The organism is Martelella sp. AMO21009, assembly GCF_053484295.1.
In genome coordinates this window covers 1-14,903 of record NZ_JBAKFR010000013.1, presented here as the reverse complement: position 1 = coordinate 14,903, position 14,903 = coordinate 1, and the positions used below count along the sequence as shown (strand labels likewise).

Here is a 14,903-nt window from a genome sequence, read left to right as displayed (position 1 = left end):
CAATGACCGATGGAACCGGGGCGCTGACGCGGCCGATCGAGTATTCGTTCGAATTTTTTCCGCCCAAGAGCGAGGACGCCGCCGCAGGTTGGTGGCGGGCGGTTCAGGCGCTCTCTGCCTATGATCCCGCCTTCGTCTCCGTCACCTATGGCGCCGGCGCATCCAGCCAGGCCCCGACCTTCGACGCCGTCAAGCGCCTGATCGACGAGACCGATTTGGTCACCGCCTCGCACCTGACGGTGGTCAAGGCCACGAGCGGCGAGGTCGATGATGTAATCCGCAGGTTCCGCGATGCCGGCGTGAAGCGTTTCGTCGCCCTGCGCGGCGATGCACCGGATGGCGTCGGCGCTGCCTACCGGCCGCATCCGGGCGGCTACGCCAATGCCGCGGCATTGGTGGCCGGACTGAAGGCCATCGACGATTTCGATATCTCGGTTTCCGCCTATCCGGAAAAACACCCCGAAAGCGCCGATCGCGCCGCCGATATCGCCATGCTGAAGGCCAAGGCCGATAACGGCGCCGACCGCGCCCTGACCCAGTTCTTCTTCGACAATGACGTGTTCGAGGACTACCTGAACGACGTCCGCAGGGCCGGCATCACTCTTCCGGTTCTGCCGGGCATCATGCCCGTGCAAAACCTCAACCAGCTCAAGCGTTTTGCGGCGATGTGCGGGGCGAGCATCCCGGATTTCCTCGAGAAGCGGCTGGGAACCCTGGTCGACGATCCGGCGGCGCATTTCGAGGTCGCGGCCGATATCGCCGCCGAGCAGGTGCTCGATCTGCAAAGGCGCGGCATTTCCGAGTTCCATTTCTACACAATGAACCGCTCCAAACTGCTGATCGCGGTGTTCGAGCGGCTCGGCATCAAGCCTGCCGAAAGCGCATCGGATGAAAAGATGCTGGGGCGCACGGGATAGAAGCGATGTAGCGTGTTCCCGGATAGTTGCCGGTGATCCAGAGGATTTCGCAGTCAGGTGGGAACACCTGACGTCCTCTAACATGCGTAAAAACAAAGAGATAGAGCCATTTCGCGTTTCCGTGAAACTGCTCTGGTTTTCACCGGTAATGCTTCCGCCACCGACGATCAGTCAGCCATGCCGGCTTCGTATTTCGCTGAAAGCGCCAGCCATTCCTCCTCGATTTTGGACAGTTCCGCCGCCGCGTTGGCGCGCGCCTGGATCATGACCTTCGCCTTGTCCGGTGACTGGGTGTAAAGCTTCGGATTGGCGAGGTCGGCGTCGAGCTTGGCGATGATTGCCTCGATCTTCGCGGTCTTCTTCTCGGCCAGATCGATCTGCTTCTTCAGCGGCGCGAGCGAAGCGCGTCGGTCGGCGGCGCTCCGGCGCTGTTCGGCTTTCGAGCGGGTATCCTCGACTGGCGCCTTCGCCGCCTTCGGCTTGCCGCCGGAGATGATCAGCTCGCGGTAATCCTCGAGGTCGCCGTCATAGTTCTTCACCGTGCCATCATGGACCAGCCACAGCCGGTCAACGGTCGCCTCGATCAGGTGACGGTCATGCGAGATCAGGATCACCGCGCCGGGATAATCGTTCAGCGCCTGGATCAGCGCGTTGCGGCTGTCGATGTCGAGGTGGTTGGTCGGCTCATCGAGGATCAGCAGATTGGGAGCGTGGAAGGCGGCAAGGCCCATCAGGAGCCGCGCCTTTTCGCCGCCGGAAAGATCGCGGGCGGGGGTGTCCATCTTTTCCGTCGCAAGCCCCATCTGGGCGACACGGGCGCGCACCTTCGGTTCGGGGGCGGCCGGCATCAGCTTGCGCACATGGGCGATCGCGCTTTCTTCCGGCACGAGGTCATCGATCTGGTGCTGGGCGAAGAAGCCGGTCAGAAGATTCGGCGCGAGCTTCAGCGTGCCGGACTCCGGCTTCAGCCGGCCGGAGATGAACTTCGCGAAGGTGGACTTGCCGTTGCCGTTGGCGCCAAGCAGCGCGATCCGGTCGTCATTGTCGAGGCGCAGGTTGAGCCCGGTGAGGATCGGCTTACCCGGTGCATAGCCAACCGCGCCGTCCTCGATTGCGACGATCGGGGAGGCGGGTATCTTTTCCGGGGCGGGGAAGGAGAAGCCCTGCACGTGATCCTCGATCACCGCCGAAACCGTTCCCATCCGCTCCAGCGCCTTGACCCGGCTTTGCGCCTGGCGGGCCTTGGAGGCCTTGGCCTTGAACCGGTCGATGAAGCTTTGCAGGTGCTTGCGCTGGGCCTCGTTCTTGGCATGCGCCTTCATCTGCAACTCGTCCTGGGCCGCCTTCTGGCGGGCGAACTGGTCGTAGGAGCCGCGATAGAAGGTCAGCTTTTTCTGGTCGAGGTGAACGATGGCATTGGCCGCGGTGTTCAGCAGATCGCGGTCATGCGAGATGATGATCACGCTGTAGGGATAGCGGCGGATATAATCCTCCAGCCACAGCGTGCCCTCGAGATCGAGATAGTTGGTCGGCTCGTCGAGCAGCAGCAGGTCGGGTTCGGAAAACAGCACCGCCGCCAACGCCACGCGCATGCGCCATCCGCCGGAAAACGACGAGGCGGGGCGCTTCTGGGCGGCCTCGTCGAAGCCGAGGCCGGAGAGAATGCTGGCGGCGCGCGCTTCTGCCGAATGGGCGTCGATATCGGCAAGCCTTGTGTGGATTTCGGCGATCCGGTCCGGGTCTTTCGCGGTCTCGGCCTCGGCAAGCAGGGCGGCGCGCTCCTTGTCGGCGGCGAGTACGATGTCGATCAGCGGATCCTCCGTGCCGGGCGCTTCCTGCGCCACCTGGCCGATGCGCGCGCGTTTGGGCAGCGAAACCGTGCCGGTCTCGGGCGCAAGCGCGCCGGTCAACACGCGAAACAGCGTCGACTTGCCGGCGCCATTGCGCCCCACAAGCCCGGCCTTCATCCCGTCAGGGATGGAAACGGAGGCGTTTTCAATGAGCAGGCGTCCGGCGACGCGGACGGTAAGGTCGGATATCGAGATCATGCCAGCGGTTTTGTCTGAAACAAGTCCGCTTGGCAAGCGCTGCGTCAGGCCTCGTCGAGCGCGCATCCTTCCGGGGTGCGCAGGAAATAGATCATGTCCAGCGCCAGCGATGGTTGCCCGAGCACCGTCAGCATCATATGCGCCTGGCCGCGGTGGTGGGTCTGGTGATTGAAGAAATGCGCGAGCGTGGTGCCGAGCCGGTCGGTATAGGTCTTGGGCGGGTTGCCGCGCTGATAGGAAAATGTTCCTTCGACGCTGTCGAGCCCGTCGATGAAGTCGATGATTTTCTCGTCCATCGCCGCGCGCGCCGCCCTCAACGCCGTGAAATCATCGAACAGGATGGTGTCGAGCAGAACCGGGCCGGTGTCCTTGCCCGCAAACCGCGTCATCCACACCCCGTCGGCATAGAGCACATGGTTGAGCGTTGCATGCACTGAGGGAAAGAAGGCGCCGAGATCGCGGCGATATTCCTCATCGGACAATTCCGCGGCCGCGGTGTAGACAAGGCCGTTGGCCCAGGCATTATAGGCGGCGAAACGGCGGTAATGCTGCAGCATGGGGGTCTCCTTTTGCGGCAGGATAGCGCCGTGCCGGCCGTTCGCCAGCGAGAAATTTTGATGGTTTCAGCAATAAGTCTCATGCGTCATTCCCCCTTGACGTGCTAATTTTTCAACCGCGACGAAGGAGTTTCTCATGGTTCGAATTCTCTACACGCTTTGTGGCGCCGATCCCGACATCCGCTTTTCCCCCCATTGCTGGAAAATCATCCTGGCCTTAAGGTACAAGGGGCTCGACTTTGAGGAAAAGCCCGTCGGCTTCACCGAGATCGCGAAGCTGGAGAACGGGTTTTCGAAAACCGTGCCGATCCTGAAGGATGGCGACAAGCTGATTGCCGACAGTTTCGCGATCGCGCTCTATCTGGAGCAGACCTATCCGGAAGCGCCGTCGTTGTTCAAGGGCGAGGGCGGGGCCGGCATGGCGCGGTTCGTCGAGGCCTATTCACAGGCGACGCTGCATCCCGCCATCACCCGGATCGCGGTCAAGAATATCCACGACATGCTCGCCCCCGTCGATCAGGTCTATTTCCGCGAAAGCCGCGAAGCTCGGCTCGGGGCGACGCTGGAAGAGGTCGCGACCGGGCGCGAGGCGGAGATCGCCGCTTTCGCCGACAAGCTGAAGCCGCTGAGGGTGATGCTGAAGAACCAACCCTTCATCGGCGGCAGCGAGCCGCTGTTTGCCGATTACATCGTCTTCGGCGCCCTCAAATGGGCTCTCCTGACTGGCAACCCCGATATCCTCGATCCCAATGATCCGGTGATGAACTGGTTCGAACGCTGCCAGGGCTTCACCGAAACGTCATAATCGCGAACCGCGCAAATTCGACGCGTCCGACTGCTTCCATTTTGGCCGAAACCGCTTTATACACCGGCCAAATTTCATGAACGCAAAGGACGACGACATGGCGATTGAACGCACTTTTTCGATGATCAAGCCGGATGCCACCAAGCGCAACCTGACCGGCGCGATCACCAAGGTTTTCGAGGAAAACGGCCTTCGCGTCGTCGCCTCCAAGCGGGTATGGATGGCAAAGCGCGAGGCGGAAGCCTTCTACGCCGAGCACAAGGAGCGCCCGTTCTTCGGTGAGCTCGTCGATTTCATGTGCTCGGGTCCGACCATCGTTCAGGTTCTGGAAGGCGAAAACGCCGTGCTGAAGAACCGCGAAATCATGGGCGCGACCAACCCGGAAAAGGCCGATGAGGGCACGATCCGCAAGACCTTCGCGCTGTCGATGGGCGAGAATTCGGTTCACGGCTCGGATGCGCCGGAAACCGCCAAGCGCGAAATCGCCTTCTGGTTCTCCGAAACCGAAATCGTCGGCTGATTTTTTAGTCGAACCGGTTTTCAGAACCCGCGGCTTGCCCGCGGGTTTTTTGTATCAACCCTTGCGCGCGGCGAGGCGTTCGGCGGCGCGTTCGCTGGCGGAGCGGCGGCTGGACTGGAACATGTGAAGCCGCGCCCTGACGGCGTCGACGATCTCCGGCGGCGCGGTTTTCGGCGTGCCGCAGCGATAGGGCGGCTCGGGATCGTATTCCATCTGCAGCTGGATCTGCTGGGCGGTAGCCCGGTCGGTCATGTCCTCCACCACCCGCAAGGCGAAATCGATGCCGGAGGTGACGCCCGCACCGGTGATGCGGTTGCGATCCACGACGACGCGCTCATGCACCGGTTTGGCGCCGAACAGCGCGAGCTGCTCGATCGAGGTCCAGTGCGAGGTGGCGCGGTAGCCCTCCAGCAGGCCCGCCGCTCCCAGCACCAGCGAACCGGTGCAGACCGAGGTCACCAGCCGGCAGCCCGGCGCGATCCGCCGCAGGAAGTTCAGCGTCTCGTCGTCGTCCATCAGCGCGATCTGGCCGGGTCCGCCGGGGACGCAGACGATATCGAGGCTCTGGCATTGGCCGAAGGTGGTGTTGGGCAGAACGCGCAGCCCGCGATCGACGATCACTGGATCGAGGTTCTTCCAGAGGAACTTGATGTTGGTGCCCGGCATGCGGTTGAGGACGTCGGCGGGCCCGAAGAGATCCAGCTGGGTCAGGCCAGGATACATGATCAAGCCGACATCTATGGAAGCGGCATTGGCGGGCATGGCGGTCCTCGTCGCACGGTAAATCGATTGAAAGATTTCATCAGCAGGATAGAGCGATTTACAATCCGGGCAAGCCCTGCAATCGCGCTTCTACAGCAACATCGTGACCGTTTTATTGCCAGCGGTCGCGGGCATGGTCATCCTGTTCGCGGGCGCTGACCCATTCGCCGGAGCCGCCATGCTTGAGGTGTTCCTTCTTCCAGAACGGCGCGTCGGTCTTCAGGAAGTCCATGACGAAGGAGGCGCCGTCGAAGGCGGCATGGCGGTGGCTGGCGGCGGCGATCACCACCACGATCGGATCGCCGGGCAGCATGCGACCGAAACGGTGGATCACCGTCAGGCCGAGCAGGCCGAAGCGTTCGATCGCCTGAGCGCCGATCCGGGCGATCTCCTCCTCGGCCATGCCGGGATAGTGTTCGAGCTCCAGCGCGGCAAGCCTGCCGCCCTCGTCGCGGCAATGACCGGTGAAGCTAACGGTCGCGCCGATATCCGGGCGGCCAGCGGTAATGTTTTCTATTTCCGATGCGATATCAAACGCTTCCGCCTGTATCTTGATCTTCGGTGTGATCTGCATTGTCTTACCCGCCCGTCATCGGGGGAAACAGCGCGATCTCGCGCGCGCCGGCAATCGGGGCGTCGTGCTCGGCATGGAACTTGTCGAGCGCGACCCGGATCACCTCCGGCTCGGCAAGCGCCGCGGCATAATTATCGCCGCGCGCCTGCAGGAAGGTGAGCAGGCCGGCGACATCCGTCACTTCGGCCGGAATCTCCAGTTCCTCCTCGCCGGTCCCGATCCGCTCGCGCACCCATGCGAAATAGACGAGCCTGGTCATCGCTCCGCCTCCACGACATGTTTCAGCCCGGCGCGGAAATAGTCATAGCCGGTATACATCGTCAGCGCCGCCGCGACCCAGAGCAGCACGATGCCGAGATGGGTCGTATAGGGGATCACCTTGTCGCCGGCGGGGCCCGCCAGCAACAGGCCGATCGCCACCATCTGGAAAGTGGTCTTCCACTTGGCGATGCGGGTGACCGGGACCGAAACCTTGAGGCCTGCCAGATATTCGCGCAGGCCCGAGACCAGCACCTCGCGGCACAGGATGATGATCGCCGCCCACAGCGACCAGCCGGCGATCGTACGCTCGACATCGGCGGCGAGCAGCAGCAGGCAGGTCGAGACCAGCAGCTTGTCGGCGATCGGGTCGAGCATGCGTCCGATATTGGAGGTCTGGTTCCACGCGCGCGCCAGATAGCCGTCGAAGAAATCGGTGATCGAGGCGATCAGGAAGATCGTGAGCGCCGCCCAGCGGGCGAAATCGGAGCTTGAGAGCTTTCCCTCCAGGAAAAAGCAGAGCACGATCAGCGGAACCGCCAGAATGCGCCCATAGGTCAGAAGGTTGGGTAGGTTATAAGCTTTCGATGCCATCGCGTCATTCCGTGTGCTCGGGCGGGCCGGTCGCGCCCCGCCGCAAGATGCTTCCAATGCAACCCCGCGGTCAATGCGGCGCGGCATTAAACCTGTGACAGGTTTTCAGAATCTCCGAAAGCCGGCCGTCATTTGCCGCCGCCGTCGTGAAAATGGTCGTAGATCAGACGGGCCATCGCTTCCGAAATCCCGTCGACGCCGGCAAGGTCGGAAAGTCCGGCGCGCGACACCGCCTTGGCCGAGCCGAAATGCTGAAGCAGCGCGCGCTTGCGCGACGGCCCGATTCCCGCGATCTCGTCGAGCGGGTTCCTGACCATCTCCTTCTTGCGCCGCGCCCGGTGGGAACCGATCGCGAAGCGATGGGCCTCGTCGCGCAGGCGCTGGATGAAGTAAAGCACCGGGTCGCGCGGCGGCAGCGAGAAGTCGGGCCGGCCCGTCATGAAGAAGCGCTCGCGGCCGGCCTCGCGGTCGGCGCCCTTGGCGACGCCGATCGCGGTGACCGCTTCGGTGATGCCGAGGTCTTCCAGGATCTTGCGCACTGCCGACATCTGCCCCTGTCCGCCGTCGATCAGGATCACGTCCGGCCAGGCGGGGAAGGGAGCTTCGCCGTCGCCCTCCGGCGCAACGCTGCGGTCGGGAATGCCGTGCTCCTTGATCAGCCTTGCGAACCGGCGGGTCATGACCTCGCGCATCATGCCGAAATCGTCGCCGGGGGTGATCTCGGTCGATTTGATGTTGAACTTGCGGTACTGCGCCTTCACGAAACCGTCGGGACCGGCGACGATCATGCCGCCGACAGCATTGGTGCCCATGATGTGCGAGTTGTCGTAAACTTCGATCCGGCGTGGCGGATGGGGCAGGCCGAAGGTTTCGGCAAAGCCCTCGAGCAGGCGTGATTGGGTGGCGGTCTCGGCGAGCTTGCGGCCATGGGCCTCGCGGGCATTGGCAAGGCCGTGCTCGACCGCCTCGCGCTTTTCCCCGCGCTTGGGCACGGTGATCTGCACCTTGCGTTCGGCGCGCTCCGACAGCGCCAGTTCCAGCAGCGCCTGCTCCTCGATCTCTTCCGACAGGAATATATTCCTCGGGATCGGCTTGTCGTCATAGAACTGCGCCAGGAAGGCGTTCAGGATTTCCGCTCCGGTGAGCGATGGATCGGCCTTCGGGAAATAGGCGCGATTGCCCCAGTTCTGGCCGGTGCGGTAGAAAAACACCTGAATGCAGCAGAGCCCGCCCTCATTGTGGATCGCGAACACATCCGCTTCCTCGATGCCGGCCGGATTGACGCCCTGGTGGCCGAGCACGTGCGAAAGCGCGGACAACCGGTCGCGATAGATCGCCGCGCGCTCGAAATCGAGGTTTTCGGAGGCCGCATTCATCGCATCGGCGAGTTCGGCGTGAACCTGCTTGCTCTTGCCCGACAGAAAGGCGCGGGCCTCGTCGACAAGCTCGGCATAGCCCTCCTTCGATATCTCGCCGGTGCAGGGCGCGGCGCAGCGCTTGATCTGGTAAAGCAGGCAGGGGCGCGTGCGGCTTTCATAGACGCTGTCGGTGCACGACCGGATCAGGAAGGCGCGCTGCATCGCATTGATGGTGCGCCCGACTGCGCCGGCCGACGCGAAGGGACCGTAATAATCGCCCTTGCGGGCGCGCGCGCCGCGATGCTTGAACAGGGCCGGCGCCTCATGATCTCCGGTGATCAGGATATAGGGAAACGACTTGTCGTCGCGTAGCAGAACATTAAAGCGCGGCCGCAACCGTTTGATAAGATTGGCTTCCAGCAGCAGCGCCTCGGTTTCCGTCCTGGTGGTGACGAATTCCATATGCGCGGTCTGCGCGATCATGCGGGTGATGCGGTTGGAGTGGCCGCGGCCTTGCGCATAATTGGTGACGCGTTTTTTCAGCGACCGCGCCTTGCCGACATAAAGCACGTCGCCATTGGCGTTGAACATGCGGTAGACGCCGGGGGCGTTCGGTAGGCGCTTGACGAATTCGGAGATCAGTTCCGCGCCCTTCAGCGCGTGCTGCTCGCTCGCCGCGTCATTCCACTGGATCGCGTCGGGCGAGGGCAGCGCGACCTCCGGCAGAGCGTCGTCGTCATCTTTTTCGTCGTAAACAATGCCGCCGTCAGGCGCGTTGCGTGTCATTCATTGATACCCGTTACGTCAGGTGTTTCCCAGGCCAGGTGCTGCCCGCCATCAAGCGCGATCATCTGGCCGGTGATCGAGGGCGTTTCGTAGAGATAGCGAATCGTCGCCGCGAACTCCGAAAGCGCCGGCCCTCGTCTTAAGATAAGCGTTCCGATCTGGCTTTCAAAATCCTCGTCGCTCTGGCGAATGTTTTTCAGCGTCGGGCCGGGGCCGATGGCGTTGACGCGGATATTCGGCGCAAACGCCTGCGCCATGGTCTGCGTGGCGGTCCAGAGCGTGCTCTTGGACAGCGTATAGCTGAAGAAGCGTGGCGTGAGCGCCCAGACGCGCTGATCGATCATGTTGACGGTCAGGCCGTCATCCGTCTGTTTGGCGAAATGCTCCGCCAGGATCAGCGGCGCCTTCACATGGATCGCGAAATGACGGTCGAACCGGTCGGCGTCAAAATGCGCGGCCGCGTCGTCCTCGAACAGCGAGGCGTTGTTGACCAGGATATCGACCGGCCCCATCGCCTCATTCACGGCCGCAATCAGCCCGCCCGTCTGGTCGCCGTCGAGAAGGTCGGCCGTGAAAACCCGCGCATCGATTCCGGTTTCACGCAGCGATTGCGCGAGCGATTCCGCCGCCTCGACGCTGCGATTGGCATGGATTGCCACATTGAAGCCGTAATTGGCCAGGCCCTCGCCGATGGCGCGGCCAAGTCTTTTCGCGCCGCCGGTGACGAGAACGGTTCTGGAGCGCGGGTTTTGCTGCATATGTCGATCCTTTGGACGGCGTTGCGAAGCTTATATCGTCTTGTCGCAGCAACAACCAAGTGGAAGTTGGCGCGCTTACGGCGCGGGGCGGAAGCGGCCACCACGCAACAATACGGCAGAATTTAAATATAAATAATGTATTAACTCTGATTTTCTCAGTTTATTTTTGTATAAATCCATTGTTAACGATATATATGAGGTGTTCAGCGGAAGCATTGATAACATAATTAATCGCGCCTATCTCATTTCTTAAGTGCTATACGCGCAGATACGATAGCGAAGCACAAAAAGGAGAGACAAGATGCGGAATTTCAAAACGACGACCGCCGTCGCGATGGCGGTACTGGTAAGCGCTGGCGCGGCACAGGCCGCAGACGCCATCGTCTCCACCCCTTATGAGCCGAGCCCGGTCAGCTACGCCCCGCCGGCCAAGATTTCGAACTGGAGCGGCTTCTACCTCGGCGGCGCCGCCAACTGGGACTGGGGCACGTTCGACGAGGGCGACTTCAACGCTGATGGTTGGGGCGGCACGCTGTTCGGTGGCTACAACATGCAGAACGGCAACATCGTCTACGGCGTCGAAGCCGACCTCGCCACCTCGAACCAGAGCGAAGTCGTGTTCCCGAGCGTGAAGATGGAACAGGGCGTCAACGGCTCGCTCCGCGGCCGCGTTGGTTACGCCATGGATCCGGTTCTGCTTTACGGCACCGCCGGTCTCGCCGGTTCCAAGCTGGTCGCCAAGCAGGCCGGCGACAAGGATACGCAGATGGGCTGGGGCTGGACGGCCGGCGCCGGCGCGGAAGCCATGCTGACGGACAACATCTCCGCCCGCCTGGAATACCGCTACACCGATTACGGCAAGCAGGATTTCAAGCTGAACGGCGCGACCTATGAACGCGGCTTTCAGGAAAACACCGTCAAGGTCGGTCTCGGCGTTCACTTCTGAGAACCCGACAACGCCTGATGCAGGGGAGGCTCGCCGCAAGGCGGGCCTTTTTCGTTCGGAGGGGAAACGCCGCGCGCTACGCCTGTGGGCGCAGACGGCCATAATCGGGAAAGCGTTCCTCGAATGCCGCGGGCCAGTTGACGAGGCGGACGCGGTGTTCTTCCCACTGGCCGGGAAAGCGCAGCATCAGATAGCCGAGCAGGCTCGCGAGCGCGAAATGGCCGGCATTGAGCCGCTTTCCGAATTTCGGCGGATGGACATCCAGATGATCAAGCCCGCGGCGCACCTTGTCCCACTGGCGGTCGACCCAGGGCTGGTGCCAGGCCTCCGGCGTGCGGAAGCGCGTCTCGTAGATCACCAGAATGGCGGCGTCGCAGATGCCGTCGCAAAGCGCCTCGGTGCGTTCCACCGCCGCGCGCTTTTCCGGGCTGCACGGATAGATGCGGGCATCCTCGCCGGCAATCGCGTTCAGATAATGCATGATGGTGCGGCTGTCGTAGTAGGTCTCGCCCTCGTCGGTGACCAGCGTGGGGATCTTGCCGAGCGGGTTGGCGGCGAGGAGGTCTTCCGGATTGTCCTGCGTTGCTGTGGGCACGAGGTCAAGCCCGATGCCCAGATGGTGGGCCGCCATCACCACCTTGGTGGAGAAGGGCGAGGCGGGGGCGTAAAACAGTTTCATCGGCCGTCTTCTTTCTCATGGGCGGTCTCGCCGGCGATCCAGAAGCTTTTGGCGCGGGCGAAACGATCCTGCGCCAGGCAGGTCTTCAGATAGGGCAGCAGAATATCGAGTTCGCCCGCCAGCGTATAGGGCGGATTGACGATGACGAGGCCGGAGCCCGCAAGCCCCTCGGTGTCGCGCTCGCTTTTGACGACAAGCTCCGCGCAGAGGATTTTCGGGATCGCCAGTTGCTTCAATTTCTGATGGAAGGCGGCGACCGGGGCGCCGTTCTTGATCGGATACCACAGCAGATAGGTGCCGGTGGCGAACCGGCGGTGGGCCTTCGCCAGACCGTCGGCGAGGCGATCGAATTCGCCCGGCTCCTCGAACGGCGGATCGACCAGAACGATGCCGCGCCGCTCCTTCGGCGGCAGATGGCCGGCTAGCGCAAGCCAGCCGTCGAGATGGGTCGCGCGGACCTGATAGTCGCCCTCGAAGGCCGCATGCAGGGTCTCGAAATCGGCAGGATGCAGCTCCATCAGCGAGAGCCGGTCCTGCTTGCGAAGCAGCATGCGGGCAAGCCGCGGCGAACCCGGATAGGATTTTATTCCGCTGTTCGGCCCCATTCCCGGATTGAGCGCGCGCACGCAATCGAGGTAGGGGGCGAGCAGGGGTGCGATAGTGTCGGGAAGCTCGGCGTCCAGCAGGCGGCCGATGCCGTCGCGCCATTCCCCGGTCCTTTCCGCTTCCCCGCTCGAAAGATCGTACTGGCCGATGCCCGCATGGGTGTCGAGAACCCGGAAGGCGGCCTCCTTGCGCTCGAAATAGCCGATGACATTGGCGAGCACGGCGTGTTTCAGAACGTCGGCGAAATTTCCGGCGTGGTAGATATGGCGGTAATTCATCGCGTCCTCGCATTGCCTTTGGCCGGGATGGTATTAAGAGTCTCGCCATCGCTTTACAAGCGGCTCTCCGCCCGCCTGCTTTCAACAAGGATTTCCCCATGACCACGGATCGCGCCCGAATCCTCCAGAAAAACGTGCTGTTCGAAGGCTGGAGCCGGATCGTCGAATATGCCTTCCATTATCGCGACAGCCGGGGACGCGAGAGCGACCGGTCCTGGGAGGTCTGCGAGCGGCCCGAGGCGGCGACCGTGCTGGTCTATGATCGCGATCTCGGCAAGTTCGTGCTGGTGCGCCAGTTCCGTGTGCCGGTGTTCGCCATGGGCGGGCGTGACGGCTTTCTACTGGAAGCCGCGGCCGGGCTGATCGATGAAGGCGAATCTCCCGAAGAGGCCGCGATCCGCGAGGCCCGCGAGGAAACCGGCTACGCGATCGACAAACTGATTCCGGTCAGCGCGATGGTCCCCGCGCCGGGCATTCTCACCGAGGTGGTGCACTGTTTTGCTGCGATCGCCGACAGCGGCATGAGGATTGATGATGGCGGCGGGCTCGCCGACGAGCACGAAGACATCGAGATCGTCACGCTCACGCTCGACGAGGCAATGGCGATGGTTGCCTCCGGCGATATCAGCGACGCCAAGACGATCATCTTGCTGCAATGGGCGGCGATGAACCGGTCCGTGTTTGGAGCGGACGCGTCAGCTCCCTGAAAATTTTGATCATCGCGTTGGGGGGAAGAGCCACACGCAAGCTATTGCGTCTGGCCGGATCTGTTCCAGCTTTATGGGTGAGGTACAAAGCCGCTTTGCTCTTACCGCTCCGGGAATTGATCATTCGGATAGACAGGTGTCATGCCGTTAGCCCTCAGACGCGCGCGTGACGGAAAACCCGTTGGGCGAACTTCGCGCTCATAATCCCATCGACGGTATCTGACCTGAAAAGCCGGCATCCGCATAGCGTTCATCATTCCGGGCGCAGAGCAGAGGTTCGCTGCGATGGGCCCGAATCTGTCAGTCGGCGGCATCTGTTTTATCCCGTCCTCCAGCGATCGGACGTATCCTGCTGCGACTATTCTCTTGGTTTTTTTGGGGCTGGCATGGGCGTGGTTATGATTTTGGCTCGGGATAACCGTGATCGGCAAGCAATCTCGCCAGATGCACGGAATTGGAGACGGCCATATCGATGGTTGTCTGCACCTTGGCTGGTACCTCTTTCAAGTCGACGAAATTGACGGATTGCATCGCTTCGCCGACCCAATAGGCGACCGCGTTGGCGGGTACCGTGAAACCCACGTCATTCAACGCCTGGTAAACCTCCGCAGATACATGATGCGCGCCGTCTTCGTTGCCCACGACGGCGACAAGGGCGACCTTGCCGAAGGTGCGCATACGACCGGCGTCGTCGGTTTCGCTCAGGAATGCATCCATGCGCTCCAGGGCTCTTTTGCTTACGCTCGATGGCTGACCCATCCAGATCGGCGTGCCCATCACAAGAATATCGGCGTCGAGGATGCGCTCTCTGATGCCGGGCCATGCGTCGCCTTCGCCCTCGTCGGCGCTCACGCCCGGCTTTATGTCGTGGTCTGCGAGGCGCACCGTTTCCATCTCGACGCCATGTTTCGAAAATGTTTCTGCGATGATCTCAAGCATGCGATCGGTCGAGGATGGGGCTTTGTTGCTGGACGCTTTCAATGTTGCATTGAGTGCAATTGCTTTGAGCGGCATGTCGATCTCCCGGTGTCGGTTGTCATTTCCATTGGGCTGGCGGGCCGGCGGCTCGGAGACCGAAGAATCCCGCGCGGCTAGGCGGATTTCCTCGGTCCTTCGGAAGGCGGAGGCAGCTTCCTGCGCTTCGGATGCCGTCGCGCAGCCCCGCCATCCACTGTTCCTGCGTCTTGGGCTTGTTTTGCATCCAACTGCAGGGGGCTGGGAATGTTCCAGCCGACGCTCTGTCCTGGCGCTTTCTGGTCCTGCGGCGCGGGAACAATTGGGCAGGCGCTGGGTTTGGCAGCATCCGAACCAGGACGAGGAGACGCGGCAATGCTGCGCTTTGTCTGCGTTGGGGCGAGTGATGTTCCTGCAGATGCCGCCATCCTGGCAAGATCACTGAAACAGCTGGAGTGAAACATGAAAATCGCGGTTGCCGGTATCGGCTATGTCGGGCTTTCGAACGCGGTGCTGCTGGCGCAGAACAATGAGGTGGTGGCCATCGATATCGATCCGGGTAGAGTTGATGCGCTGAATGCCGGTAAGAGCCCGATCGGCGATGCCGAGATCGAGCGCTATCTGGCGGAAAAGCCGCTGCGGCTGAAGGCGACGACCGAAGCGGCGGCCGCCTATCGCGAGGCCGATTTCGTGATTGTCGCCACGCCGACCAATTACGATCCCGAGACCAACCACTTCGACACCTCGTCGGTGACCAAGGTTATAAGTGATGTGCTGGCCTCGGGCAGCGCCGCCA

At 62.2% G+C, this 14,903-nt stretch carries 17 protein-coding genes; 6 read left to right on the top strand and 11 right to left on the bottom strand.

Annotated elements, in window-relative coordinates:
- Positions 1-2: 2 nt before the first annotated feature.
- Complete coding sequence (metF, locus tag V6766_RS14845; protein ID WP_448467700.1) at positions 3-917, top strand: methylenetetrahydrofolate reductase [NAD(P)H]; 915 nt, start codon at positions 3-5, stop codon at positions 915-917.
- 167 nt (positions 918-1,084) lie between these two features.
- Here the strand turns inward: metF and V6766_RS14840 are convergent, their stop codons facing one another.
- Together V6766_RS14840 and V6766_RS14835 are read right to left on the bottom strand one after the other, a co-directional pair.
- Positions 1,085-2,965 carry an ABC-F family ATP-binding cassette domain-containing protein gene (locus V6766_RS14840; RefSeq protein WP_448467698.1) on the bottom strand — a complete coding sequence of 627 codons (1,881 nt, stop codon included), beginning with the start codon at positions 2,963-2,965 and terminating at the stop codon, positions 1,085-1,087.
- A 44-nt stretch (positions 2,966-3,009) separates the two neighbouring features.
- Positions 3,010-3,522, bottom strand: a complete 513-nt coding sequence (locus V6766_RS14835) for a DinB family protein (protein WP_448467696.1) — start codon at positions 3,520-3,522, stop codon at positions 3,010-3,012.
- A 136-nt stretch (positions 3,523-3,658) separates the two neighbouring features.
- Between V6766_RS14835 and V6766_RS14830 the strand changes: the two genes are divergently transcribed.
- A complete protein-coding gene (locus tag V6766_RS14830) occupies positions 3,659-4,327 on the top strand; it encodes a glutathione S-transferase family protein (RefSeq protein ID WP_448467694.1) in 669 nt (222 codons plus the stop codon).
- 97 nt (positions 4,328-4,424) lie between these two features.
- Positions 4,425-4,847, top strand: coding sequence for a nucleoside-diphosphate kinase (gene ndk, locus V6766_RS14825; protein WP_026173380.1), 423 nt, complete (start codon positions 4,425-4,427; stop codon positions 4,845-4,847).
- 54 nt (positions 4,848-4,901) lie between these two features.
- Here ndk and V6766_RS14820 read toward each other — a convergent pair whose 3' ends face one another.
- The 6 genes from V6766_RS14820 to V6766_RS14795 all read right to left on the bottom strand — a co-directional run bounded on the left by V6766_RS14820 (position 4,902) and on the right by V6766_RS14795 (position 9,937).
- Positions 4,902-5,609 (bottom strand): DJ-1/PfpI family protein, encoded by a 708-nt coding sequence (locus tag V6766_RS14820; protein WP_448467691.1) that lies wholly within the window; start codon positions 5,607-5,609, stop codon positions 4,902-4,904.
- 112 nt (positions 5,610-5,721) lie between these two features.
- Positions 5,722-6,183: a molybdenum cofactor biosynthesis protein MoaE gene (locus V6766_RS14815; RefSeq protein ID WP_448467689.1), complete on the bottom strand. Its 462-nt coding sequence runs from the start codon at positions 6,181-6,183 to the stop codon at positions 5,722-5,724.
- 4 nt (positions 6,184-6,187) lie between these two features.
- Entirely contained in the window at positions 6,188-6,442 is a 255-nt protein-coding gene (moaD, locus tag V6766_RS14810) for a molybdopterin converting factor subunit 1 (RefSeq protein ID WP_448467687.1), read from the bottom strand.
- Entirely contained in the window at positions 6,439-7,035 is a 597-nt protein-coding gene (gene pgsA, locus V6766_RS14805; protein ID WP_448467685.1) for a CDP-diacylglycerol--glycerol-3-phosphate 3-phosphatidyltransferase, read from the bottom strand. Before pgsA ends, moaD begins: the two co-directional genes overlap by 4 nt.
- 128 nt (positions 7,036-7,163) lie before the next feature.
- The gene (gene uvrC, locus V6766_RS14800) at positions 7,164-9,179 is read right to left on the bottom strand and encodes an excinuclease ABC subunit UvrC (protein ID WP_448467683.1); all 2,016 of its coding nucleotides are present in this window, start codon (positions 9,177-9,179) and stop codon (positions 7,164-7,166) included.
- The gene (locus V6766_RS14795; RefSeq protein ID WP_448467681.1) at positions 9,176-9,937 is read right to left on the bottom strand and encodes an SDR family oxidoreductase; all 762 of its coding nucleotides are present in this window, start codon (positions 9,935-9,937) and stop codon (positions 9,176-9,178) included. The genes uvrC and V6766_RS14795 overlap by 4 nt, the downstream gene beginning before the upstream one ends.
- 301 nt (positions 9,938-10,238) lie before the next feature.
- On the opposite strand from V6766_RS14795, the gene V6766_RS14790 reads away from it, so the two are divergent.
- Complete coding sequence (locus V6766_RS14790) at positions 10,239-10,883, top strand: outer membrane protein (protein WP_448428613.1); 645 nt, start codon at positions 10,239-10,241, stop codon at positions 10,881-10,883.
- 76 nt (positions 10,884-10,959) lie between these two features.
- Here V6766_RS14790 and V6766_RS14785 read toward each other — a convergent pair whose 3' ends face one another.
- Both V6766_RS14785 and V6766_RS14780 read right to left on the bottom strand, forming a co-directional pair.
- Positions 10,960-11,562, bottom strand: coding sequence for a glutathione S-transferase (locus V6766_RS14785; RefSeq protein ID WP_448467679.1), 603 nt, complete (start codon positions 11,560-11,562; stop codon positions 10,960-10,962).
- Complete coding sequence (locus V6766_RS14780; protein WP_448467677.1) at positions 11,559-12,446, bottom strand: 23S rRNA (adenine(2030)-N(6))-methyltransferase RlmJ; 888 nt, start codon at positions 12,444-12,446, stop codon at positions 11,559-11,561. Before V6766_RS14780 ends, V6766_RS14785 begins: the two co-directional genes overlap by 4 nt.
- Before the next feature lie 98 nt (positions 12,447-12,544).
- On the opposite strand from V6766_RS14780, the gene V6766_RS14775 reads away from it, so the two are divergent.
- The gene (locus V6766_RS14775) at positions 12,545-13,153 is read left to right on the top strand and encodes an NUDIX domain-containing protein (RefSeq protein ID WP_448467675.1); all 609 of its coding nucleotides are present in this window, start codon (positions 12,545-12,547) and stop codon (positions 13,151-13,153) included.
- 396 nt (positions 13,154-13,549) lie between these two features.
- Here V6766_RS14775 and V6766_RS14770 read toward each other — a convergent pair whose 3' ends face one another.
- Positions 13,550-14,167 (bottom strand): flavodoxin family protein, encoded by a 618-nt coding sequence (locus V6766_RS14770; protein WP_448467674.1) that lies wholly within the window; start codon positions 14,165-14,167, stop codon positions 13,550-13,552.
- A gap of 402 nt (positions 14,168-14,569) precedes the next feature.
- Between V6766_RS14770 and V6766_RS14765 the strand changes: the two genes are divergently transcribed.
- A partial coding sequence (locus V6766_RS14765; RefSeq protein ID WP_448467673.1) for a 2-dehydropantoate 2-reductase N-terminal domain-containing protein occupies positions 14,570-14,903 on the top strand: 334 nt, incomplete at its 3' end.

What these genes read in the sequence shown, in the direction of transcription:
- metF (WP_448467700.1), top strand. Translation starts at nt 3, where the DNA reads ATGACCGATGGAACCGGGGCGCTGACGCGGCCGATCGAGTATTCGTTC.
- V6766_RS14840 (WP_448467698.1), bottom strand. Translation starts at nt 2,965, where the DNA reads ATGATCTCGATATCCGACCTTACCGTCCGCGTCGCCGGACGCCTGCTC.
- V6766_RS14835 (WP_448467696.1), bottom strand. Translation starts at nt 3,522, where the DNA reads ATGCTGCAGCATTACCGCCGTTTCGCCGCCTATAATGCCTGGGCCAAC.
- V6766_RS14830 (WP_448467694.1), top strand. Translation starts at nt 3,659, where the DNA reads ATGGTTCGAATTCTCTACACGCTTTGTGGCGCCGATCCCGACATCCGC.
- ndk (WP_026173380.1), top strand. Translation starts at nt 4,425, where the DNA reads ATGGCGATTGAACGCACTTTTTCGATGATCAAGCCGGATGCCACCAAG.
- V6766_RS14820 (WP_448467691.1), bottom strand. Translation starts at nt 5,609, where the DNA reads ATGCCCGCCAATGCCGCTTCCATAGATGTCGGCTTGATCATGTATCCT.
- V6766_RS14815 (WP_448467689.1), bottom strand. Translation starts at nt 6,183, where the DNA reads ATGCAGATCACACCGAAGATCAAGATACAGGCGGAAGCGTTTGATATC.
- moaD (WP_448467687.1), bottom strand. Translation starts at nt 6,442, where the DNA reads ATGACCAGGCTCGTCTATTTCGCATGGGTGCGCGAGCGGATCGGGACC.
- pgsA (WP_448467685.1), bottom strand. Translation starts at nt 7,035, where the DNA reads ATGGCATCGAAAGCTTATAACCTACCCAACCTTCTGACCTATGGGCGC.
- uvrC (WP_448467683.1), bottom strand. Translation starts at nt 9,179, where the DNA reads ATGACACGCAACGCGCCTGACGGCGGCATTGTTTACGACGAAAAAGAT.
- V6766_RS14795 (WP_448467681.1), bottom strand. Translation starts at nt 9,937, where the DNA reads ATGCAGCAAAACCCGCGCTCCAGAACCGTTCTCGTCACCGGCGGCGCG.
- V6766_RS14790 (WP_448428613.1), top strand. Translation starts at nt 10,239, where the DNA reads ATGCGGAATTTCAAAACGACGACCGCCGTCGCGATGGCGGTACTGGTA.
- V6766_RS14785 (WP_448467679.1), bottom strand. Translation starts at nt 11,562, where the DNA reads ATGAAACTGTTTTACGCCCCCGCCTCGCCCTTCTCCACCAAGGTGGTG.
- V6766_RS14780 (WP_448467677.1), bottom strand. Translation starts at nt 12,446, where the DNA reads ATGAATTACCGCCATATCTACCACGCCGGAAATTTCGCCGACGTTCTG.
- V6766_RS14775 (WP_448467675.1), top strand. Translation starts at nt 12,545, where the DNA reads ATGACCACGGATCGCGCCCGAATCCTCCAGAAAAACGTGCTGTTCGAA.
- V6766_RS14770 (WP_448467674.1), bottom strand. Translation starts at nt 14,167, where the DNA reads ATGCCGCTCAAAGCAATTGCACTCAATGCAACATTGAAAGCGTCCAGC.